The 22,843-nt window shown below is 38.7% G+C and carries 21 protein-coding genes and 1 rRNA gene; 13 read left to right on the forward strand and 9 right to left on the reverse strand.

The genetic code is table 11. The features are described from left to right. Positions 1-87 (reverse strand): 16S ribosomal RNA (locus J690_RS24455); the annotation flags it as partial. A 572-nt stretch (positions 88-659) separates the two neighbouring features. On the opposite strand from J690_RS24455, the gene J690_RS07890 reads away from it, so the two are divergent. From J690_RS07890 to J690_RS07920, 7 genes are all read left to right on the forward strand, one after another. Beyond that, the gene (locus J690_RS07890; RefSeq protein ID WP_032035251.1) at positions 660-1,538 is read left to right on the forward strand and encodes an MlaA family lipoprotein; all 879 of its coding nucleotides are present in this window, start codon (positions 660-662) and stop codon (positions 1,536-1,538) included. Positions 1,539-1,649: 111 nt separating this feature from the next. Further along, positions 1,650-2,618, forward strand: a complete 969-nt coding sequence (gigA, locus tag J690_RS07895; RefSeq protein WP_032035252.1) for an RsbU family protein phosphatase GigA — start codon at positions 1,650-1,652, stop codon at positions 2,616-2,618. 102 nt (positions 2,619-2,720) lie between these two features. Next, positions 2,721-3,242 carry an anti-anti-sigma factor GigB gene (gigB, locus tag J690_RS07900; protein WP_002117273.1) on the forward strand — a complete coding sequence of 174 codons (522 nt, stop codon included), beginning with the start codon at positions 2,721-2,723 and terminating at the stop codon, positions 3,240-3,242. A 26-nt stretch (positions 3,243-3,268) separates the two neighbouring features. Then, positions 3,269-4,093 (forward strand): carbon-nitrogen hydrolase family protein, encoded by an 825-nt coding sequence (locus J690_RS07905; protein WP_005066320.1) that lies wholly within the window; start codon positions 3,269-3,271, stop codon positions 4,091-4,093. Positions 4,094-4,107: 14 nt separating this feature from the next. Continuing rightward, on the forward strand, positions 4,108-4,482 hold the full coding sequence (locus tag J690_RS07910; RefSeq protein ID WP_005804300.1) for a DUF4951 domain-containing protein: 375 nt from the start codon (positions 4,108-4,110) through the stop codon (positions 4,480-4,482). A 165-nt stretch (positions 4,483-4,647) separates the two neighbouring features. Next, a complete protein-coding gene (locus J690_RS07915; RefSeq protein WP_032005318.1) occupies positions 4,648-5,085 on the forward strand; it encodes a MarR family winged helix-turn-helix transcriptional regulator in 438 nt (145 codons plus the stop codon). 88 nt (positions 5,086-5,173) lie between these two features. Then, entirely contained in the window at positions 5,174-5,605 is a 432-nt protein-coding gene (locus J690_RS07920; RefSeq protein WP_005066315.1) for an organic hydroperoxide resistance protein, read from the forward strand. 55 nt (positions 5,606-5,660) lie between these two features. Here the strand turns inward: J690_RS07920 and gspE are convergent, their stop codons facing one another. Further along, positions 5,661-7,151 carry a type II secretion system ATPase GspE gene (gspE, locus tag J690_RS07925; protein ID WP_005804298.1) on the reverse strand — a complete coding sequence of 497 codons (1,491 nt, stop codon included), beginning with the start codon at positions 7,149-7,151 and terminating at the stop codon, positions 5,661-5,663. Positions 7,152-7,247: 96 nt separating this feature from the next. Between gspE and J690_RS07930 the strand changes: the two genes are divergently transcribed. Both J690_RS07930 and J690_RS07935 read left to right on the forward strand, forming a co-directional pair. Then, positions 7,248-8,069 (forward strand): hypothetical protein, encoded by an 822-nt coding sequence (locus J690_RS07930; protein WP_002117309.1) that lies wholly within the window; start codon positions 7,248-7,250, stop codon positions 8,067-8,069. A 9-nt stretch (positions 8,070-8,078) separates the two neighbouring features. After that, complete coding sequence (locus tag J690_RS07935) at positions 8,079-8,996, forward strand: mechanosensitive ion channel family protein (protein ID WP_032035254.1); 918 nt, start codon at positions 8,079-8,081, stop codon at positions 8,994-8,996. On the opposite strand, the gene J690_RS07940 is transcribed toward J690_RS07935, so the two are convergent. Then, positions 8,986-11,790, reverse strand: a complete 2,805-nt coding sequence (locus J690_RS07940) for a DUF2339 domain-containing protein (protein WP_032035255.1) — start codon at positions 11,788-11,790, stop codon at positions 8,986-8,988. The two genes, J690_RS07935 and J690_RS07940, sit on opposite strands and share 11 nt — an antisense overlap. Before the next feature lie 154 nt (positions 11,791-11,944). Here J690_RS07940 and polA point away from each other — a divergent pair, with 154 nt between their 5' ends. Continuing rightward, on the forward strand, positions 11,945-14,716 hold the full coding sequence (gene polA / locus J690_RS07945) for a DNA polymerase I (RefSeq protein ID WP_032035256.1): 2,772 nt from the start codon (positions 11,945-11,947) through the stop codon (positions 14,714-14,716). Positions 14,717-14,768: 52 nt separating this feature from the next. Here polA and J690_RS07950 read toward each other — a convergent pair whose 3' ends face one another. The 5 genes from J690_RS07950 to ppx are packed head-to-tail and all read right to left on the reverse strand — an operon-like array spanning position 14,769 to position 19,868. Next, positions 14,769-15,338, reverse strand: coding sequence for a YggT family protein (locus J690_RS07950; protein WP_000501183.1), 570 nt, complete (start codon positions 15,336-15,338; stop codon positions 14,769-14,771). Positions 15,339-15,359: 21 nt separating this feature from the next. Next, positions 15,360-16,196, reverse strand: a complete 837-nt coding sequence (gene proC / locus J690_RS07955) for a pyrroline-5-carboxylate reductase (RefSeq protein ID WP_081405101.1) — start codon at positions 16,194-16,196, stop codon at positions 15,360-15,362. Beyond that, on the reverse strand, positions 16,171-17,451 hold the full coding sequence (gene tilS, locus J690_RS07960; RefSeq protein WP_032035258.1) for a tRNA lysidine(34) synthetase TilS: 1,281 nt from the start codon (positions 17,449-17,451) through the stop codon (positions 16,171-16,173). The genes proC and tilS overlap by 26 nt, the downstream gene beginning before the upstream one ends. 56 nt (positions 17,452-17,507) lie before the next feature. Beyond that, positions 17,508-18,329, reverse strand: a complete 822-nt coding sequence (locus tag J690_RS07965) for an acetyl-CoA carboxylase carboxyltransferase subunit alpha (protein ID WP_005066304.1) — start codon at positions 18,327-18,329, stop codon at positions 17,508-17,510. Positions 18,330-18,347: 18 nt separating this feature from the next. Further along, a complete protein-coding gene (ppx, locus tag J690_RS07970) occupies positions 18,348-19,868 on the reverse strand; it encodes an exopolyphosphatase (protein WP_032005308.1) in 1,521 nt (506 codons plus the stop codon). 275 nt (positions 19,869-20,143) lie between these two features. Here ppx and trxA point away from each other — a divergent pair, with 275 nt between their 5' ends. Both trxA and rho read left to right on the forward strand, forming a co-directional pair. Further along, positions 20,144-20,470 (forward strand): thioredoxin, encoded by a 327-nt coding sequence (gene trxA / locus J690_RS07975; RefSeq protein ID WP_002054512.1) that lies wholly within the window; start codon positions 20,144-20,146, stop codon positions 20,468-20,470. A gap of 322 nt (positions 20,471-20,792) precedes the next feature. Beyond that, positions 20,793-22,061: a transcription termination factor Rho gene (gene rho / locus J690_RS07980; protein WP_002117304.1), complete on the forward strand. Its 1,269-nt coding sequence runs from the start codon at positions 20,793-20,795 to the stop codon at positions 22,059-22,061. A gap of 191 nt (positions 22,062-22,252) precedes the next feature. Here rho and J690_RS23700 read toward each other — a convergent pair whose 3' ends face one another. After that, positions 22,253-22,378 carry a hypothetical protein gene (locus tag J690_RS23700; protein ID WP_002117184.1) on the reverse strand — a complete coding sequence of 42 codons (126 nt, stop codon included), beginning with the start codon at positions 22,376-22,378 and terminating at the stop codon, positions 22,253-22,255. Between the two features lie 94 nt (positions 22,379-22,472). On the opposite strand from J690_RS23700, the gene J690_RS07985 reads away from it, so the two are divergent. Next, positions 22,473-22,715, forward strand: coding sequence for a hypothetical protein (locus J690_RS07985; protein WP_017387628.1), 243 nt, complete (start codon positions 22,473-22,475; stop codon positions 22,713-22,715). Positions 22,716-22,843 lie beyond the last annotated feature (128 nt).

Here is a 22,843-nt window from a genome sequence, read left to right on the forward strand (position 1 = left end):
GTAGCAAGCTACCTCTCTCCGCTCGACTTGCATGTGTTAAGCCTGCCGCCAGCGTTCAATCTGAGCCATGATCAAACTCTTCAGTTAAAATCATTTTGCACCTTATTAAAGACAAGGTGCCAATTCTGGCTCATCAATTACTGACTTAAATTTCGCTCAAATAAACTTCGAGTAATTTAAACCAATCAATCAATGAAAATTATTTCGATTAATCAATCAGTAAAAATCCACACAAGTTGTTCTTCAATTCTCTTAATGATCTTCTTCCTGGTTCGTCACCAGCAAGCTAGGTCGGCTATATTACTCTTAATCTCTTAAAAGTCAACAGGTAATTTCGATATTTTTAAAACTTATCTCTCAAACCAACTTACCATCAAATTCATCACTTAAAGCAACCAACTTAATCACAAGTAACTGTTTTTCAACAAGTTTCTATCTGCATCACCGCCGATGGATGTGCATTATAGACCATCTCATCCCCTTTGCAACCCTTTTTTTAAATCAATATCATCAACTGGACACTTTTTAAGCTTTTTAGCATTTTATCTATATTATTTGATCAATTTTACATTGATAATAGGTTATCAATTTTGTATTAAAACATATCTCCACCCAACTGCACATTTAAGTATTAGCCTGGCTGGCGGTTAAGGAATTATATGAATTATTCTAATTTAATTTTACTAAGCGTATTATCTGTAGGTGTTTGTACCTCTCTATATGCTCAAGAAAATACTATAAGTGAATCTTCTGATGCTAGCTCATTAGAAGAAACAGCACCGACTCATACGCGCTCACAAATTATTAAAGATTTAAAAAATATTAAAGTTAAAGATTTAAAAATTAATGCGAATGCAGCACAACCAGATCCTGTAAAAGACCCATTACAATCATTAAATCGTCCAATTTACTCATTTAATGACATGTTGGATCGAAATTTTTTACGCCCAGTTGCTGTGCAATATAGAGAAAAGACTCCAGAAGATGTCCGTGGTTCTTATCGTCAGTTCCGTAAAAATCTTGGAGAACCTTGGAATGCTGTTAACCAGCTTATTCAAGGTCGCCCTGGTCGTGCGGCAAAAACCCTAGGTCGCTTTACAATTAATACGTTAAGTACTCTTGGTTTAGCTGACCCTGCCAGCCGTTTAGGTTTACCGACTGAAGAAGAGAATTTTGGTGTAACTCTCGGTTACTATGGTGTTCCTTCTGGCCCATTCCTGATGTTGCCTTTTTTCGGTCCAAGTACCTTACGTGATGGTTTTGGTTTAGCAGTAGACGCCCAAGCACGTCCACAGAAATATGTTATGGATGATCAAGAGGGTCTTTATTGGTCAAGTAATATGTTACAAGCGGTTGATACACGCGCTCAATATCTAGACCTAGATCAGACCTTACAAGGTGATCAATATGCCATGATTCGAGATTTATATCTGCAACGTAAAGCATTCCAAATTGCAGAGAAAAAGGGCGACTCAGCTGATGTATCTTTCATTGATGATGACTCAGAAGATACACCAGATGAGAACCAAAACCCTTAAAAGATGAAATCGAGGTATTGCTTGGATTAAGAGTTGGGCAATACCTTGATTTTGATCAAACATACTCTATGATGAATAAAGTGATCATATAAAAGGACTACCATCTCTTCTATGTATTTTATTAAACCGACACGCTCTATCCCTTATTTAGAGCAAGCTTTGGATAAATTGCCAGGCTTACAAGTCATTAACATAGATGATTTAGATTTATATGATCCAACCATCATTGCAATAGCAGATGTACAAGATTTCCTGACATATAAATGGAATTTACCCACCATTGTCATTTCTTTTGAACATGAAGGCAGCGCTTTAGCTCAAGCTTGGGAAGCGGGTGCTCTTGCAGGTTGGGTATGGAATCAACTACCTAACGATTTAAATAAAGCATTATCAAGAATCGATGCCCAATATAAACGTAACCAAGATAGCCGCGATTTACCTTCGGCTGCTGAACTACAAAAAAGACTATTACCTAATCCAATTGATTTATTAAATTATCAAGTCGAAACTTTCTTTCAGCCTTCAGCTTATCTTTCTGGTGATTGGTATGACTACTGGAAATTAAATGATAAGGAAGTTTTATTTTATCTTGCCGATGTTTCAGGACATGGTGTAACTAGTAGTTTATTAACCTCTTGGATGGCAGCTTTCCATGGCCGCTCTAAAACCCCAAGACAATTAATAAAAAAATTAAATGGAATGTTGGTTCAAGAGAATATTGAAAAGCACATTACGATTGTGGTGGGTATTTTAAACCTTGAAACACATACACTTCGTTGGTCAAGTGCTGGGCACTACCCTCCTCCTATCATTTTTGAACCCAATCAAGCTCCAAAAATTCTAACAACAAGTAGCTTCCCATTAGGCTTGACTGATGAACTCGAAGTTGAAGAACATGTTTGTACATTAAATCACCAAGCACGCTTCATTGTTTGCTCAGATGGAGCACTTGAACCTTTTGATGGCGGGTTAAATGATCAGTTCCAACAATTGGTTCATCATTTGCAAAATCAATCATTCCAAGCACCTGATCATGTGGCTGATGACATTGCCATCTTCAGTCTTTGTCGAATGAATTAATTTACGAATCAATTAATTACATAATATACGACTTAAGGACTCTTGAGTCTGCGATGGCACTATGTGATAATTTTTCTATCCTTCTCTGAAAATGGCATTTATATGTCAACAGGTCATGTTGAATATGCAAGTTTAAATGGAACGCATATTTTCAAACTTATTGGTGAAGTGCGAGCCCATTCTTGTATAAGTCTAGACAAACTTTTAAACAGAATTGAACAGCAAGAGAATGTTGTTGGTGCAATCGTTGATTTAACCCAAACAACATTTATTGATAGTACGGTGTTAGGCATCCTAGCTAAGCTAGGTTTAAAGCTTAAACAAACTCATCATATTCAAGCTGTGATGCTATCTACCAATCCAGATATCACAACCTTAGCCAACAGTATGGGGCTAGGGCAGGTTTTTGTCATTTTGAATTACTGTGGCGATCCTAACGTTTGCACACTAACGTTAACTGATGAACAGATCACTCATAATGCAATGCTAAGAACAGTTCTGGATGCACATAAGACATTGATGAAACTCAATGCAAATAATCAGAATATGTTTGAGCCACTTGTGAAGCAGTTACAGAAAGAACAAGATACGCTTGAACAGGTATCAGATAAGCAAAATGCCTGACTTTAAACATTAAGCCGGATTAGAATATGACCCTTATTTCTGTTGCTCAAATGAACTCTCAAGATGATATTGAAAATAATTTTCAAGTCATTGAGTCGTTGATTCAACAAAGTAAGGCGCAAAATGCTAGCCTGATTGTTTTCCCCGAAAACTTTGTATGTTTTGCAGCTGGAAAACAACGCGAAACAGCTGAGCAATTTGAGTCTATTCAACAACGGCTTGAGAAACTAGCACATCAATATCAAATCTGGATTGTGGCCGGTACCTTACCATGTCCATTTCGTCCAGATGGATCTACCATTCAAGATGGTCGAGTCCGGACGGTTAGTCTTTGTATTAGCCCTGAGCGTACAGAAGCACGTTATGACAAGATCCATTTATTTGATGTACAAGTGGGTGATGCTGTCGGTGGTTATCAAGAGTCTCGTTTCTTTGAACCTGGAACAGACGTAGTAGTCACATCTACCCCTTTTGGCAATATTGGCTTAATGGTATGTTATGACTTACGTTTTCCAGAGCTTGCTCTAACTCTGAGACAACAAGGCGCTCATATTCTTACTGCTCCTGCTGCATTTACTTATACAACTGGACAAATGCACTGGCAGCTTTTGCTACAAGCTCGGGCAATGGATAGCCAATGTTATGTTTTAGGCGCAGCACAACAGGGCTGGCATGGTGAAAAACGACAAACCTGGGGACACTCTGGAGCAACAGATAGTCGTGGCCAAATTTTAAGTATGATTGGATATGAGGGGAGTGGTTTAATCACTGTACCCTTTGATTTAACAGCACAAGAACTCGTCCGCTCTTCAATGCCTCTGATGACTCACCGTAAATTGATTCATTATTAAAAGTTTAATTATTCATGTGGAAATACTTATTTAGCATTTTTTGCTTGGGGGCAAATATTCATTGTTATGCAGAGTTTGGTACAACAAACCATTTTGTTTCGCCTGCTGCACAGCTCAACTCAGATATTCTTCCAGCAACTCCTAAAAATATCCCCTTGCCCGCTTTTGGCCAAAGAATTATTGGCTGGGGTACAGGCGCAGAAGGTGCAAGACAACGTTTAGAAAATATTCAGCCAGCAGATGTTTCTGTAATTAAAAAACAAGGAACTACGCTTGAAATGATTACTGCATGGCAAGATTTTTATGAACAAGAGCAGCAACGCAATGCAAATAACCCTACTGCGAAGTATCGTGCGCGTTTAATGAAAAAGATTGCAGATTTGTGGTAAACACTTTCATCTAGACTATTTTTATCTTATGGAATAATTGATGTAATTATTCCATTTTTTATATCCCTTAATTTACTTTATTCATAACCTATTCTTATGAACATTTAAGAAACTGAATAGAACGCGATATACTACAAAAGCAATACTAGTTTCTTTGAGGAATATATGGACCAAGACTGTCAAAACTTAAAGCTTGAGAATCAATTATGTTTCCTCATTTATTCAACGAATTTAGCGCTTAATCAACTCTACAGAAAACTTCTAGCACCTTTGGGCATTACCTATCCCCAATATTTAGTGATGTTAGTGTTATGGGAGCAGGATGAAGTGACTGTTTCAGAAATTGGAGCTAAACTTTTTTTAGAATCATCTACCCTCACTCCTATCTTGAAAAAGTTAGAAGCCTCGCATTTACTTCATCGTACCCGTTCAACTCAAGATGAGAGACAAGTGATTATTACGCTAAGTGATGAAGGAAAAAAATTAAAAGATCAAGCAATCCATATTCCATCAGGCGTATTACAAGCAAGTTCATGTGATATGACAACACTACTAGGCCTTAAAGATCAACTTACTAAACTCCGTACAAACTTAGTCAAATAAACAGCAATTTTTTTAAAAAATATACTTGTCAAAATAATTAAGTCGTGTACGATATATTTGTATTCAATTTATTTTAGGAATGAAAACGATGTCATTAGAAAAAGTTGTTTATCGTGCAAAAGCTAAAGCAACCGGTGGTCGTGATGGCCGTGCTACTTCATCAGACGGCGTATTAGATGTACAGCTTGGTGTGCCTAAAGAAATGGGTGGCGCAGGTGGTGCTGTAACAAATCCAGAGCAACTATTCGCAGCTGGTTATTCAGCATGCTTTTTAGGTGCTTTAAAATTTGTTGCAAACCGCGATAAATTTAATATTAGTAAAGACGCTTATGTAGAAGGTGAAGTAGGTATTGGTCCAATTCCTACAGGTTTTAGCATCGAAGCGACTTTAAATGTTTACTTAGTGGGTATGGATCGTGAAGAAGCTGAAAAGTTAGTTGCAGCAGCTCATATCGTTTGCCCATATTCAAATGCAACTCGCAACAATATTGATGTGACGTTTAATATTGTGACTGAATAAGTTTTGATATTTAAAAATGCCCGAATCAAATCGGGCATTTTTTACATCTTAAATATTATGCTTCACTTGCCTCATTGGTTACACGAAGCACTTCTTCGAGTGTAGTTTTACCTGCAAGTACTTTGCGCAAACCATCATCACGAATAGATCCTGAATACTCACGAGCATGATTTTCTAATTCATATTCAGCTGCATTACCATGAATCAGACGGCGCATGGGTTCATCAACTGGAACGATTTCATAAATCGCTGTACGTCCGTTAAAACCTAAATGTGAGCAATGATCGCATCCTTTGGCTTCAGGTAACTGCAATAATGGTTCATTATTAATATGTTGAAAAACCTGTTTCTCAAAAGTATCGGCTTCACGCCATGTCATACAATGTGGACATAGAGTACGAACCAAACGTTGAGCAATCACCCCAATTAAAGAGCTTGATAATAAGAAGGGTTCAATCCCCATATCTTTAAGTCGAGTAACTGCACCAATAGCTGTATTGGTATGTAGTGTTGATAAAACCAAATGTCCTGTTAAAGATGCTTGAACCGCAATTTCAGCAGTTTCCAGATCACGAATCTCCCCCACCATCACCACATCAGGATCTTGACGTAACATTGCTTTTAAAGCACGAGCAAATGTCATATCCACTTTGGTATTCACTTGGGTTTGACCAATACCTTCGAGTTGATATTCGATTGGATCTTCAGCAGTTAAGATATTACGAGTATTGTCATTTAGATCAGACAAAGCTGCATATAGGGTGGTCGTTTTCCCCGAACCAGTAGGCCCTGTGACCAAAATAATACCGTGAGGACGATGCACTAACTGAGTTAAACGCTCATAGTCATTAGCCATTAAACCCAAGTGAGTCATGTTGAGTCGGCCCGCTTGTTTATCAAGCAAACGCATAACGACCCTCTCACCATGTGACGATGGCAAAGTTGAAACACGCACATCCACTTCACGACCAGCAAGACGTAAAGAAATACGTCCATCTTGTGGTACACGTTTTTCAGCAATATCGAGCTTCGCCATAACTTTAATACGCGAAACCAGTAGAGGCGCCAACTCACGGCGTGGTTGTACAATCTCACGTAATTGTCCATCTACACGTAATCGTACAGATAGTTTCTTTTCAAAAGCTTCAATATGAATATCAGAAGCTCCAACTCGAATTGCTTCAGAGAGAAGTGCATTGATCAGACGAACAATAGGTGCGTCATCTTCTTGATCCATCAAATCTTCTGTTTCAGGAACCTGATCGGCCAAACTCAATAAGTCCGGATGATCTTCTAAACCAGCTGCAACTTGTTGTGATTCCCCTGTATCACCTGCATAACTCGTACTTAAGAGCGTATTAAATTCTTGTTCAGTACATAATTGATAATGAGCTGGCTTACCCAAGATACGTCTTGCTTCCTGCAATGCAATTTTTTCAGTGTTTTGACGTCTAATAATAAATACCTGATCACCGTCATAACGAAATAAAACACCATGACGCTTGGCAAAACTATATGGAACTTGTATTTGTTTCAATATTTGCATCACAATTTATAATGATGAGTAAGATGATTTTGAGTGTACTCTAAGCAGATTACAGCGTGAAGTCTGTTTAACAACTCGGTAGAGGAATTTTGCGTCTTGTTTGAAAATAATGAATATCAGCCTCGCCCCCAGAATTCTTTAAAATGGTGGGGTGAACAGCACTTTGAAATTAACCAGTCCAAAGCATGGCAATTCGGTTCAATGCTCTTTCGTTTAACACGTGGCATAAAAGAATGGCGCATCGAATATTATCGTCCATCTCTCCAAGACGATAATGAACAAGATTGGCACCCAATTGCCGATCCACATTTTGCCTTTCCGCATACGGTTCAAGTAGAACGATACATGTTTCGAAAGACCAACCCAGAATTTTTACTGATGCCACGTCTGGCAGATCGTTCTGTGGTTATTAAACCTGTCGATCCTATTTATATTCCAGCAGGTCAACGTGGGACTCTATATATCAGCACACCATTATGGATTGCAGGCTTAGTTGAAAGTCAGCATGAACCTTTGTTTGAGATTCCTGTGATTCAGCCTAAAGATACGTGGTTTGGTCCTAATGCGCAGCAAGGAGAAATCTGTTATGCCACTTCCGTGGATGGACGTACCGATTTAAATCTATTAACACCACGTGCTTTCCGTGCTGTTACTCCAATCGACTTTCACAACACAAGTAATCATCAATTACGCTTTGATCGTATGAATGTGCCAGTTACTGCTCTTCCTCTTTTTTATAGTGAAAGTACAGGTCGTTTATGGACTTCTCAAATTAAAGTTTATTATGAGGGTTCTGATCGTCCGGCACGTATTCGTATTGAAAATCGTACGCCACCTCTTGCTGGTGAAGTGACTTATGTTCACCCACCACGCTCACCTGGTGGGGCATTATTCAATATGTTTGATTCATTCTTTTAAGAGGTTTATATGGCTGATTCAAATATTCCAAAAGATATCGCTGATAGCCTCAAAAGCATATTTACCAATATTAATACCGAACGTATCAGTGAAATTTTAGTCGCTGTTGTACTGTGTTTCATTGGCTTTGTTCTTGCTCGTATTATTTCGAATACGTTTATTAAAACCATTGGCTCACGTTTTAATGCTCACCAACGCCTTGTATGGCGCCGTGGTATTTTTTATTTCATTTTCTTACTCTTCATCATGACGAGTTTGAAAGAAGCTGGGTTCAAACTTAGTGTATTCCTCGGTGCAGCAGGGATTTTAACTGTAGCACTCGGTTTTGCATCGCAAACATCTGCCAGTAACTTGATTAGTGGTTTATTTTTGATTGGTGAGGGTTCATTTGAAGTCGGTGATACGATCCAGATTACTCTCATTCGTGGTAATACAATTGAAGGCGAAGTCATTTCAATTGATTTGCTTTCGGTAAAATTACTTACACTCGACAATGTCTATATTCGTTTGCCGAATGAACAGCTTATTCGTGCGCCTGTACACAACTTGTCTAAATATCCGATACGACGTATCCCAATTACGCTCGCAATCAACTTTCACGAAGATATTATTAAAGTCCGTGAGGTTCTACTGAATGTAGCAGCTCATTATCCACTTGTACTGGATGATCCAAAACCTGCAGTTACGGTTACCGCATTCAGGGAGTCATCAATTGAGCTTTTATTCACGATGTGGTGTAGACAAGAGAACTCTTTAAAAGTTCGGGATGAAATGCAAGAACGAATCCGAAATGGATTTTTAGATAACCGAATTGAAATTCCTGTTCCTAAAATGGGCTTGATTGATCGACCGTCTACTGGTTTTGCTGAAGATGATATCGACCAATATAGCAATCAAAAAGAATTAAAAAGAGAGCCTAAAGCTTAGGCTCTTGATTCTTGTGTGCGGTAGATGACGGGGGTAATGGCGCAAGATAAGCAATAATTAACATTACTCCACCTGCCCCAATAAACGAAATGACTCGAGTTAATGTCGCACTTTGTGATAGGTCAAGCAAAATCAACTTTAATACCACAATACCTAAAAGCGCAGCACCTACAAACCAGAGTTGACGAATCATTTTACGGCTTGAGAATGTAGTTAATACAAATGCCAAAATGACCCAAAGCAATGTCAAACTTAACTGCACTTCACCATTCGTCCAAATTGCTAAGCTCCATAGTGGTGTTCCCCAGTAATGATGTAAGCCCCTAACGACCACACTACTGAATACCAATAACCCAGCTAAAATTGTTGTAATTTTAAAAGTCCACTCTAGTGATTTATCTTGATCAAAAGCATGTTGATAAATAATAAAGAGCAGACCTGCAAATACTACAATAGAAAGAAAATCAGTTAAGTTAAATAAAGGAACAAAATAAAGGTACTCAGCAGAGTGGCGATCAACGCTCACAACTAGCAACCAAATTAAGCTTAAATACCAAACAGGAATTTGATGCAACAATGTAGTTTTATGAGCCTTATACGCCCAAAGCGAATAAACCACAGGGATAAAAGCCAGAGTAACAACTGGCATTTTTGGAAAGATCGCCAAACCAACTACTGCTAACGCCAACCAGCTTAAACCAGCCCAGACATTTAAGTACCCAGACTCATCCGACTGCGGTTGAGCCATAAGAAATAAGGCACTTAGAATAATGGTAGCGACTAGGAAAGAACTCTGCTGTAATAGATCGGTCCATTTAAACAGAATGAATACTTGACTGGTAAAGGCTTCACCCAAAACTAACAACAGTAACAAGCTAATTAAAATTAACTGCAAACTTTGCCATTGCACACGAAGTTTATAGTGAACAACTGCGCTAAATATTGCGATTAGAACTACGGCGAACATCAAATATGGACTCAAAGCATGATGATGCCATGTCATTATTTCTACACCAGCTACAGCACCTGCATACATCCCTAAACACAAGAAAATGCCACTAAACATGCTTGCGCTAAAATAGCGTTGCTCTTTACTGTTGTATTGCAATAAATAAAAGGCAGAAATAAATTGGGCAATTGCATAGATGCTTGTGCTTAGCGTTGGGAACTCTTCATTTGCCCACACTTGATAAAACAGTGCAATAGAGCTAAGTAAAACTAAAACTACACCAATATATCGACTTAAACGGTAGCGCTCAGTTACTCCCCACACAATTAAAGCAGTACCTTGAGCAACCCAACCAATTGCTGTCCAATGTGCTCCTTTTGCAAGCGGGAAAATTAAGGCAAAAAACGCAACCGCGAGAATGAAAAAGCTTTTTGCAAGGACCGAAAGCTGTGGATGAATTTTTTTAATCCAGAAAGTTAATACTGCATAGGTACCTGCCAAGACGGCTGCACCAATCGTCAATGCTTGTGTAGACTCATGTACTAAGTAGGCATGAAGGGTAAAGCCCAGTACTGGCACACTAAAAATAAGACCAACATCTAAGAGTGGAGGTAAACGAATGCCTTCTTGTTTTTCACTTGCTGACGTCCGAGATATATTTTGGCTATAACGAACACTAAGCCAAATAAACAGCGCGATATGGCACCACAAAATCCAGTCTAATGTACTAAATTTTTCGGGTTCTGCATAAAATGCGATTGCACTACCACCAATAAACATTGTGGCAAAGAAAGCAATTTGATTTAAGATTTTCCAAGGCTGAATAAAATTAACCGCAGCAACTGCTAAGTTAATTACTAAGTAGTAGCTAAATAGGAAGGTTACATCAGGGCGATATTGCGGAATAACTAAAGGGGCTGCATAGGCCATGCCGAGTGCTAAAATTGCCAAATAAATAGCTTGTTGTTTTAAACTCAGGAATACCGTAATAGCTAATAAAATCGTAAACAGAATACTCGCTGTAGTTAGGTTGGCAATTACACCAAAATGATGTGAGAACACAAGTGTCAGGAATACAACAGCCAGCCCGACACCTTGCAGTGCCACAGCAAAAAGCTGATTTTTCTTTTGCAATGTATACCCAAATACCGTTAACACACCTCCAGCAATCGCAATAAATCCAAGTTTCACACCTAAACTAAGTTGCCAATGCTCGCTTGCAAAACGTAATAGCAACACGACCCCAACCATAAGCACAGCAACAGCAACTCTTAAGATTGGATTACCATGAATCATCCAATCTACGGCTGGTTGCCACCATGCGGTCTGAACATGTGCTGGTTGTTCTGTTTGATTTAAAGGTGCCGTTCCCACTGGGACTAGCGTGTCTGTATTATTGGAACTAACTTGTTCTATTACAGGATTTATAACTTCTGTTTGTATGGTCTCATTTACATGAACAGTTTGTTTTGCTGACTCGAGGTATAATAGTCGAGTATGAAATGCACTGATGGTTTGAATCAAACATAGCAATAAAACCAGTAAAGCCCCACCAGCAATCCACATCCAATGATTGATATAAGCAACTAATGCAACCAAGGCTGCTGCATAAATCACTGTTCTTTGCATGTGAATAGAATAAAGTGGCATTTTCTGCTGAGAAAACTGCTGTTCTAAATGAGTTAAACGCTCATGCAGATTTGACAGTAATTGAACTAGAATGACAGTAAGTGCAATAGATAAAGCAATAACAGCACTCTGAAATTTAAAACCAATTGAAATGGCTAAAAACAAAGTCAAAGCGATCAAAACAATGATCATTCCCTGTTTGTCTTTTTTATACATGGGCTTAGCAATATGACCCCTTCATTACAGGTCATCTTACTTCAAGCCAATACAAGCGTATATTTATACATACAAAATACTGCAAAAATCATAAACCTGCATTCATAGCCGTTTTCACGTAAAATACCCCTAATTCAAATTAAGGAATTGTTCAATGCCACCATTTGTCTTGGTTGATGGGTCCTATTTTTTATTTCGTGCATATCATGCATTACCACCATTGACGACCTCTACAGGGTTACATACCAATGCAATACGTGGGGCAATTTCTGCCATTCAAAAATTAATGCGCCGTATGCAGCCAACACATATGGCCGTCATTTTTGATACGCCTGAGCCAACTTTCCGCCACAAGCTTTCACCTATTTATAAAGGTGATCGCCCTACCATGCCGGAAGAGTTATCTCAACAGATTCCATATTTACATGCATTGATTAAAGCTCAGGGGATTCCTTTATATAGTCTTCCGGGTGCAGAAGCAGATGACATTATCGGTACACTCGCTAAACGTGCCGTACTCGAAGGCCACCATGTACTTATCTCAACCGGAGATAAAGACATGGCTCAGCTCGTCAATGATCATGTAAAACTTGAAGATAGCTTTAAAGATCGCGTCATGGATACCGACGGGGTATTTGAAAAATTTGGTGTTTGGCCAAATCAAATTATCGATTACTTAACCCTTATGGGCGATGCGTCTGATGGCATCATGGGTGTACCTGGCGTAGGTGCAAAAACAGCAGCTAAGTTACTAACTGAATATGGCACTTTAGACAATATTATTGCCAATGCAGACCAACTTAAAGGCAAACTTAGCCAAAATATTAAAGATAACTTAGACAATATTAAGCTTGACCACCAGTTAGCTAGTATCGTCTGTGATCTTCCTTTAGAACTCGATTGGCATGAGTTAAAGCTTACCGATCCAAACGTAGAAGCTCTACGTAATTTGTATACTGAGCTTGAATTTAGAAATCAGTTACAGTCACTTGATCATCCAAACAATCCAAACAGTTCTATTTATAAACAACAAGCTTCACAGACTATTGTTCAAAATGAAGTTAAACCTACTGAATCTATAGAAACCGAAGATCAAGCAAGCTTAACTAGTCAAGATGACCAGCTTGGAACTGCAAATTATCACACTGTTTTAACCCAAGAAGCATGGGATCAGCTCTGGCAACGCATGCAAAATGCTGACCATTTTGCTATTGATACAGAAACTACAAGCCTTGATTACCGTATTGCAGAGATGGTTGGTTTTTCAATCGCATTTGATGCGAAAGATGCCTACTATGTTCCATTAGCGCATAATTATGAAAATGCGCCGCAGCAACTAGATCGTGATCAAATTCTGGTTCAAATTAAGCCTGTGCTAGAAAATGAAGCAGTTAAAAAAATTGGGCATCACCTTAAATATGATGCCCATATCTTTGCCAATCATGGCATAGAACTTAAAGGCTGGTATTTCGATAGCATGCTTGCATCTTATGTATTGAATGCAGCAGCAACTCGTCACGGCATGGATGACGTAGCTCGTGTCTACTTAAGCCACTTAACGACCACTTTTGAACAAATTGCTGGTAAGGGTGCTAAACAAAAGACTTTCAATCAAATTGAGATTGAAGTTGCTGCTCACTATGCTGCAGAAGATGCACATGTGACTTATCGTTTGTATGAAGTGCTTTCAAACAAACTTAAGCCATTTCCTGAGCTAGAAAATATTTTATATAACATTGAAATGCCAGTTGCCCGTATTTTATCTGGTATGGAAGAAGATGGTATTCGTCTAGATCATGCCTTCTTAGATAAATTAAGCGTTGAATTTGCAAAAACAATGGAAGGGCTTGAAAATCAAGCGATGGAAATTGCAGATGAAACTTTTAATATTGCATCTCCTAAACAAGTAGGTGAAATCCTATTTGATAAATTAGGAATCAAAGGCGGTAAAAAAACTGCAACTGGACAATACAGCACCAGTGAAAGTGTTTTAGAAAAAATTGAACATCCTTTAGCGGAAATTATTCTAGAGCATCGCGGTTTAGCAAAGCTAAAAAGTACCTATACTGATCGTCTAGTTGAGCAATCTCATAACGACACGCATCGTGTACATACAAGTTATCACCAAGCACTTACAGCAACAGGTCGCCTCTCCTCTTCAGATCCTAACTTACAAAATATTCCAATTCGTAGACAAATTGGGCGTCAAATTCGTAAAGCATTCATTGCACCAGAAGGCCGAGTACTATTGGCTGCCGATTACTCGCAAATTGAATTACGTTTAATGGCTCATTTTTCTCAAGATGAAGCATTAGTACACGCATTCCAGCATGGACAAGACGTTCACCGTCGTACTGCTGCAGAAGTATTAGGCATTGATATCGAAGATGTGACCAATGATCAACGCCGTCAAGCGAAAGCAGTTAACTTTGGACTACTGTATGGTATGTCTGAGTTTGGTTTAATTCGTCAATTAGGCTTTACACGTCAAGAGTCACAGAACTATATCAAACAATACTTCCAGCGCTATCCTGGCATTTACGAATACATGCAACGTACCCGCCAAGTAGCATCAGAACAAGGCTTTGTTGAAACCATTTTAGGTCGTCGTCTTTATACACCTGATATTGATGCACGAAATGTAATGGTACGTAAGGCTGCTGAACGCGCTGCAATTAATGCGCCATTACAAGGTAGTGCCGCTGATATCATTAAACTTGCAATGATTGAAGTCGATAAAATCTTACCAAAAGATCAAGCCAAGTTACTTCTTCAAGTACACGATGAATTAGTATTTGAAGCAGATCAAAACATTGCCGAGGAGCTCTCTAAGCAAATCGCGACTGTCATGGAATCTGTAGTAAAAATTTCTGTGCCTTTAGTCGTTGAAGTTGGGCAAGGGCAAAACTGGGATGATGCCCATTAATTAGCAGAAATAAAAAAGGGCTGTATTAACAGCCCTTTTTTATTGCGTTAACTTAAAGCCCCGTTAAAAGAACTTTTGCAACTTCATTCATTAATATCTCGGCAATATAAAGCGCCAAAAACGCCAAAATTGGAGATAAGTCAATCATTCCCATATTAGGTAATAAACGACGGAATGGTGCGAGTAATGGTTCAGCTAAATCTTGAATCACTTCAATATAAGGTGAACGCGATTGAGTGAACATAACCACCCAACTCAAAATAATTGTCGCGAAAATTAAATAACGACAGAAACGGATCAGGTCCTGAATCATCGTCACAAATGTCAGAATCACTAAGTGAACCGGACTATTTGGCATAGAACCAGAAAGATACATCACGCCAAAAATTTTCAGCAAATATAAAATAATTAAAAGAACCAACGCAGCCAAATTAAATCGGCCTTTTGCGACCGTCGGAAAAATTCGGCCAAAAATATCAACAATTTTAGTCGCCTTTACGGTCGATAAAACCACAGGATTATAAGGACTTACTGCCGCCAATTGCATTAAAAAACGGAAAAAGACCAATAAAATCGCGACATTAATTAAAATTCCAAAAATTAGCGCAGAATTTGCACCCATAGTTGTCTTATCCTATTTAAGCTATTTCGCACTGTCACTCAATTCTTGAGCCAATTCTTGACTACGCTTCTGTGCAGCAGCCAATGCAGATTGAATATTTTGGGAGATTTGTGCACGGTCAAAAACTTCAAGTGCAGCTTGAGTTGTGCCATTTGGCGATGTCACATTCTTACGAAGTTCAGAAGGAGTGTTTGAACTAGTAATTGCCATTTGAGCTGCACCTAATGCCGTTTGAAGAGTCAACGCAGTTGCAACTTTTTCATCAAGTCCTAAATTTTTACCCGCACGGATCATACTTTCCATGAGATAGAAGAAATATGCAGGACCTGAGCCAGAAACCGCTGTTACCGCATCAATTTGAGCTTCGGAGTTTACCCAAATTGTTAAGCCTGTGGCTGCTAAAATCTGACTTGTTAATTCACGATCCGAAGTACCTACTACATCATTTGCATAGATACCATGTGCACCCGTCTGGACTAGAGCTGGCGTATTTGGCATAACTCGAACAATTCGATTGCTATCAATTAAGCTTGATATCGTTTGGATTTCAGCACCAGCAATAATTGAAATAACCAATTTATCTGATAACAGTCCTTTTAGAGGACGTAAAACAGTCGCCAAAACTTGTGGTTTTACTGCCAGTACAACGACATCAGCATTTTTAATTGCAGCTACATTATCTTGTGTCACATGGACTTCTTTTTCTTGCAATAATTGACGTATTTGCTCAACAGGATCTGAAACGGTAATACGTGTTGGCGGTAAACCTCTTGAAATTAGCCCACCAATCAAAGCTTGGGCCATATTACCACCACCAATAAAACAGATATTACTATTTACTGCACTTGTCATAACCATCTTCGCCATTTACCAGATTACAAGAATAAGAAATTAAATCTGGTTGCCATCCTCCTTGCTCACAATACGGAGACTGAGCCAACCAAAATCCTTTCGGTGTAAAAACCCCAAGCATAACATTATCTATGACTAATATTTGAATTGTATGACGAAGCCAAGGCAAAATATGTGCTTCTTGAATTGCTTTTTTTAATGGCCATTGCCCAACACGACCATATAAATGGACCTTTTCACCACCTTGGCGTCGAATAATTTTTAATTTTTTATTTAATAAAGATGCAGACAAACCCATATTTTTTTGAGTAATTTGAAATTGTCCTGAAGTGCATTCCACTATTTCCCCTAGTTGAAAATAATGCTCCATCTCGGTTTCAACTGGGTTTAATTTTTCAGCAAGAAAAACTTGTCGACTCAATCTATAAAGATGATGTTGATAACGGACATAGTAAAACTGGTTCCAATGTAATGCCGCTTGTGCATCAGACTTTGAATCAATTACTTCATTTTTTAACCGCTCAACCATTTCAAATGCAGGGCGATATTGCCCATCACCTTTCATCCAAACCGAAAGTAATTGACGCTGTCGAGCAGAAGATAGTTCTAATAGCTGAGTTAAATCCAAACATTCGTCCGTACCACAATTTTGCAAATCAGCTTTTAAAACTTCTTCTAAAATTTCAGAAGCATCTTGCATCAAATAGCTAGTACGACTAAGTGCTTGCTGCATTTTTGGAAAACGGTTTTGTAAGAAGGGCCAAAGTTCTTCACGCGACCACGCCCGATCATAATGGATATCGTAATTTGTAGGATCATCTACATACTCAATCTCAAGTTGAGTGGTCCACTCGGCAATCTGCTCACGGGTTAAATCCAAAAAAGGGCGCCAAATTGTCATATCTTTACGGTAATCAATAGTCTGCATAGCAGCAAGCCCATCAACACCTGTACCCGACAATAAACGCAATATTACTGTTTCAGCCTGATCTTGCTGATGATGAGCGAGCACTAAAATTTCGTTAGCTTGCAAACGTTGTAGATAAGCGTGATAACGTGCCTGACGTGCTTGAGCTTCCAAATTACCGTCAGTAACTTGAACTTTTTGAATGGTATAAGGAATATTTAAACGAGTCGCTTGTTTAGAAACGAGTTTCCCCCACTCTGCACTTTTTGATTGCAGTTGATGATCTATGTAAATTACTCGGCTCTTTTGAGGGAAAATTTGAGACATCAAATGTAGTAGCAGCATTGAATCCATGCCGCCACTACATCCAATAAGGAAAGTACTATTTTCTGAAAACTCTTGAGCCTGTTTTAAGACGCAATGCCTAAATTTTCGCTGCCAAACTTCATTAAACGTTGATAACGTGCTTCGCATCGTTCATTTGCATCCATTGGTAGCAACTCATCCAAAGCTTGCTTCAAAACTACTTTTAGGTTTTGCATAACTTGCTCAGGGTCTAAATGAGCACCTTCGCCTTCATCTACTACATATTCAACAATACCTAGAGATTGTAATTTATCTGCTGTCAAACCTAAAGCTTCACTTGCTTGAGCCGCTTTTTCAGCAGTTTTCCACAAAATAGATGCACAGCCTTCTGGTGAAATCACTGAATAAATACTATGCGACAACATAATTACTCGGTCAGCAACACCAATACCTAGAGCACCACCAGAACCGCCCTCACCGAGTACTGTTGCGACAACAGGAACTTTCAAACTTGAAAGTTGAGCAAGGCTAGTTGCAATTGCTTCAGCTTGTCCACGCTCTTCAGCACCAACACCTGGGTAAGCACCCATAGTATCAATAAATGTGAAGACTGGAAGGTTAAAGCGCTCTGCCATATCTAATAGGCGTTGAGATTTACGGTAACCTTCTGGGTTAGCCATACCGAAGTTGTGCTTTAATTTTTCACGGGTACTACGACCACGGTGTTGACCAATAACCATCACAGGTTGACCATCAAAACGAGCAAGACCACCTACCATCGCACCATCGTCACCAAACAAACGATCACCATGCAAGGCATCAAACTCTGTAAAGATTTCACCGACATAATCTAGAAACTGCGGACGATCAGGATGACGTGCAATTTGAACCGTTGTCCACGCTTTGGACTGAGTAGCTTTTTTCATAGGTCGAATATTATCCCTTTAATCGATAAATTTTTCCGACTGAATATTCAATTCAATGTCCCAATGCTTAAACTGCTCTTGCTCATCATGCAAGTCGGCAACTAACAATGGCCATTGTTTGGCATCACCAGAAACACTAAGTTGCCATTGTTGATCATTTATGATGGTCAGTTCAATGGCAGGAAGCATCTGATCACTTCGACTATGGTTGAGTAAAACTGCTAGGCGAAGTAATAAACATAGATAAAGTAATTTATTACCACCAGCCTTCAAAATTTCATTTTTTACATCATTTCGCAATTTACGACGGTGGTGAGCAACCAAATGTGAAAGGTGATTTTGATCAATTTGTGAGAAGCCCGGAATATCAGAATGCTGCAATAAATAAGCACCATGACGGTGATACCCACCATGACTAATCGCTAAACCAATTTCATGCAAATAGGCAGCTCGACGCAGTAAGTCACTGTCTTCACTCGTTAAATTAAGAGGTTCTGCAACACCATCAAATAATTGCTGTGCTGTATTTACAACCCGTTCTGCTTGTTTTGGATCTGCGTTATAACGCCCCATCAAAGCCTGTACACTACGATCACGGATATCTTCATGTTTAAAACGACCTAATAGGTCATACATGACTCCTTCACGTAATGCACCATCAGAATATGCCAAACGATCAATTTCTAAAACTTCGAAAACTGCGTACAAAATTGCCAATCCGGCTGGCAAAACTGCTCGTCGGTCTTCTCTTAACCCTTCAAAATCAATTTCAGAAATATTTTTAAACTTAAGTAATTTATCTTTGAGTTTATATAAGCCTTCTCGAGTGACGTTTTCTTGTTCATCACTCAAGCCCATATTTACCATAATTTGGCGGCAAGCTTTAATCGTTCCACTAGAACCAACGACAGTATCCCAACCTTCCATTTTATACGTTGTTGCAATAGCTGAAAGTTCTTTACGGGCAGCAACAACTGCTTTATCAAAGGCTTTTTGTGTGATTTCGCCATCGGCAAAGTAAGCTTTTGTATAAGCCACGCATCCCATTTGCAATGACTCAGTGTAAATAGGTTCAAACTCTTCACCAATAATGAACTCAGTAGAACCACCACCAATATCTACAACTAAACGTCGACCACCATTTGCCATGGTATGCGATACGCCAAGATAAATCAGACGTGCTTCTTCTCGCCCAGCAATAATTTCAATAGGTTTAGGCAAAATTTCTGCTGCTTTTTGAATAAATTCATGGCCATTTTTTGCCTGACGCAAAGCATTGGTCGCCACAATTCGTAAGCGATTTGGTTGAACAGAACTTAATCTCCCTACAAAACGAGCCAAGCAGGCTAAGCCTCGTTGCTGAGCGGCTTCTGTTAGGTTTTTATTCTCATCTAAACCAGCTGCGAGCTGTACTTTTTCTGACATCGAAGCAACTTTTTTAACTTCGCCATGATCTACCCGTGCAATTGCAAGGTGAAAACTGTTCGACCCCATATCTATGGCGGCAAGTAATTCTTCATCAATCAGAAAATCAGACATTATTGAACTAAACCCATAACAATTCACGCCTAGAGTAATTCACAAGAATGCAATTGAAAAGCCATTTTCATCAACAATTAGCTGTGATTTAAATTTTTCTATTTATTAGTTGATTGTACAAGTCGATGATGAATATCGTGAGCACCCATTAGACAAATTTAGTTAAGCCTTGAATAATAGCATCAAACCCTTACATTGAACTAAGTAGCTATGTAATACTGATAGAGATAATTTCTCCTGTAATAGCACTTTTTTCTAAAAATTGGAGCCGTACTATGTCTGCGACTATTGTAAATACAACTGATGATAACTTCCAAGCAGATGTTTTAGATGCTGAAACCCCTGTACTTGTTGACTTCTGGGCAGGATGGTGTGCACCTTGTAAAGCAATCGCACCTGTTCTTGAAGACCTATCAAGTGAATATGCTGGTAAAGTAAAAATTGTTAAAGTTGATGTGACTTCTTGCGAAGATACAGCAGTGAAATACAACATCCGTAACATTCCTGCTTTACTACTTTTCAAAAATGGTGAAGTTGTAGCTCAACAAATTGGTGCTGTACCTCGCTCTAAACTTGTTAGCTTTATTGATGAAAACGTTTAAGTCAAAATGCTAAAAAAGAAAATACGCTATACTTTTTTATAGCGTATTTTTTTCGCCTATAAATTGACAAATTTGCTAGGCTGGCTTATATTGCATGCTCAAGAGGCACTGAAGGGAATCATCTTCGTCCGGCTTCTTACAAGACACAAACATAAAGATCGCCACTCGGCAACAGAAATTGTTTTTTCACATTTCTCTTCGAAACAATTAATCAGACTTCTGAATTGTTATTGTGTAAATACAATTGCGATAATCTTTTTTGTATGCGAGCGATTTTTCTCCTTTTTAAACCACACTCTACTCTTTCCTAATTCTGACCCTTATGAATTTAACTGAACTCAAGAAAAAACCAATCGGCGAACTAATTAAAATTGCTGAATTTATGGGCCTGGAAGGTATGGCTCGTAACAGAAAGCAAGATATTATTTTTGCCATTTTGAAACGCCATGCGATGAATGGCGAAGAAATTTTTGGTGATGGCGTTCTCGAAATTCTCTCTGATGGTTTTGGTTTTTTGCGTTCTGCCGCAGGTTCGTATTTAGCAGGTCCGGATGATATTTATGTGAGTCCTTCACAGATCCGACGCTTTAACTTGCGTACAGGTGATACCATCACAGGTACTATTCGCCCTCCAAAAGAAGGTGAGCGTTATTTTGCGTTGCTCAAAGTTAACCAGATTAACTATGACACGCCAGAAAATTCTCGAAATAAAATTTTATTTGAAAACTTAACTCCCCTTTTCCCGACCGAACAATTGGTTATGGAATTAGGTAATGGTACGACAGAAGACTTAACTGCTCGTGTCGTTGATTTAGTTGCACCAATTGGTAAAGGCCAACGTTCTATTATTGTTGCACCGCCGAAAGCGGGTAAAACAATGTTACTTCAAAATATTGCTCAATCGATTGTTAGAAACAATCCAGAAGTATTCTTGATTGTTCTATTAATTGACGAACGTCCAGAAGAAGTAACTGAAATGGAGCGTACTGTTCGCGGTGAAGTTATTGCCTCAACATTTGATGAAGCACCGGCTCGCCATGTACAAGTTGCAGAAATGGTAATTGAAAAAGCTAAACGTCTTGTTGAGCATAAAAAAGATGTTGTGATTCTTCTTGACTCTATTACTCGCCTTGCACGTGCTTATAACACAGTAATCCCATCATCAGGCAAAGTGTTAACTGGCGGTGTAGACGCTCATGCATTAGAGCGCCCTAAACGTTTCTTCGGTGCAGCACGTAATATCGAAGAAGGTGGTTCACTTACGATCATCTCTACTGCTTTGATTGAAACAGGCAGTAAAATGGATGATGTAATTTATGAAGAATTCAAAGGTACAGGTAACCAAGAGATTACGCTTGATCGCCGTATTGCTGAAAAACGTGTCTTCCCTGCTATGAATATCAAAAAATCTGGCACACGTCGTGAAGAGCGTTTAATGGATGAAGATAAATTACGTAAAGTATGGATCCTCCGTAAGCTACTTCACCCTATGGATGAATTGGCAGCAATGGAATTCTTACTTGACCGTATGAAAGAAACCAAAACAAACGATGATTTCTTTGATCAAATGAAACGTAAAGCTTCAACTTAATTACTTAAACCTTAATAAAAAGCCACTCTTTTGAGTGGTTTTTTATTTGGTTGACAAGCTTTACACAAAAATACATTTCGCTGATTTTTATGTAAAATTATTTATAAGCTTTTGATAATAAATATTTTTGCATAAAAAAGCTTAGTCTTTTTAGTAGCTTACCTCCACCTTTTCCAATATATACGAGCTGATTAATTGTTTTTTTCTGTTAAAAAACAGTCTGTTTTTCTCTTTTTCATACGTTTTTTTGATAGACGACAGTAGTATTTCAGCATTTGCAGTGATAGCATAGCGGCAGACCAGTTAGACTGCTCCATGCGTTGTTACCTAGCTACGTTTTAGGAATAATAAAAGCAAAACAGTCCAACTTAGGTTTTTTTAATCTCAAATCTTTTTTGTGAGAGTGATGCCATGTTATTCAAAAAATTCGCTGTTGCTGCTGCTGTTGCTGCTACTTTAGCTTTCGTTGGTTGTTCTAAGAAAGAAGAAGCTCCTGCTGCTGCTTCTGAAGCTGTAGCTGCTGCTTCTGAAGCTACTGCTGCTGCTTCTGAAGCTGCTGTAGCTGTTGACGCTGCTGCTTCTGAAACTGCTGCTGCTGCTTCTGACGTTGCTGCTGCTGCTTCTGACGTTGCTGCTGCTTCTGCTGCACACTAATCTATATTCTAGATTAGATAAAAAAGAGGACATTTTGTCCTCTTTTTTTATATCTAAATTTTGATTTTCTAAGATTAAGCGGTCCTATATTGCTGCCGAAGAAACTATATAAAGCTATTTAAAATATA

This window comes from Acinetobacter sp. 742879, assembly GCF_000588535.1.
GTDB classification, from domain to species: Bacteria; Pseudomonadota; Gammaproteobacteria; order Pseudomonadales; family Moraxellaceae; genus Acinetobacter; species Acinetobacter pittii.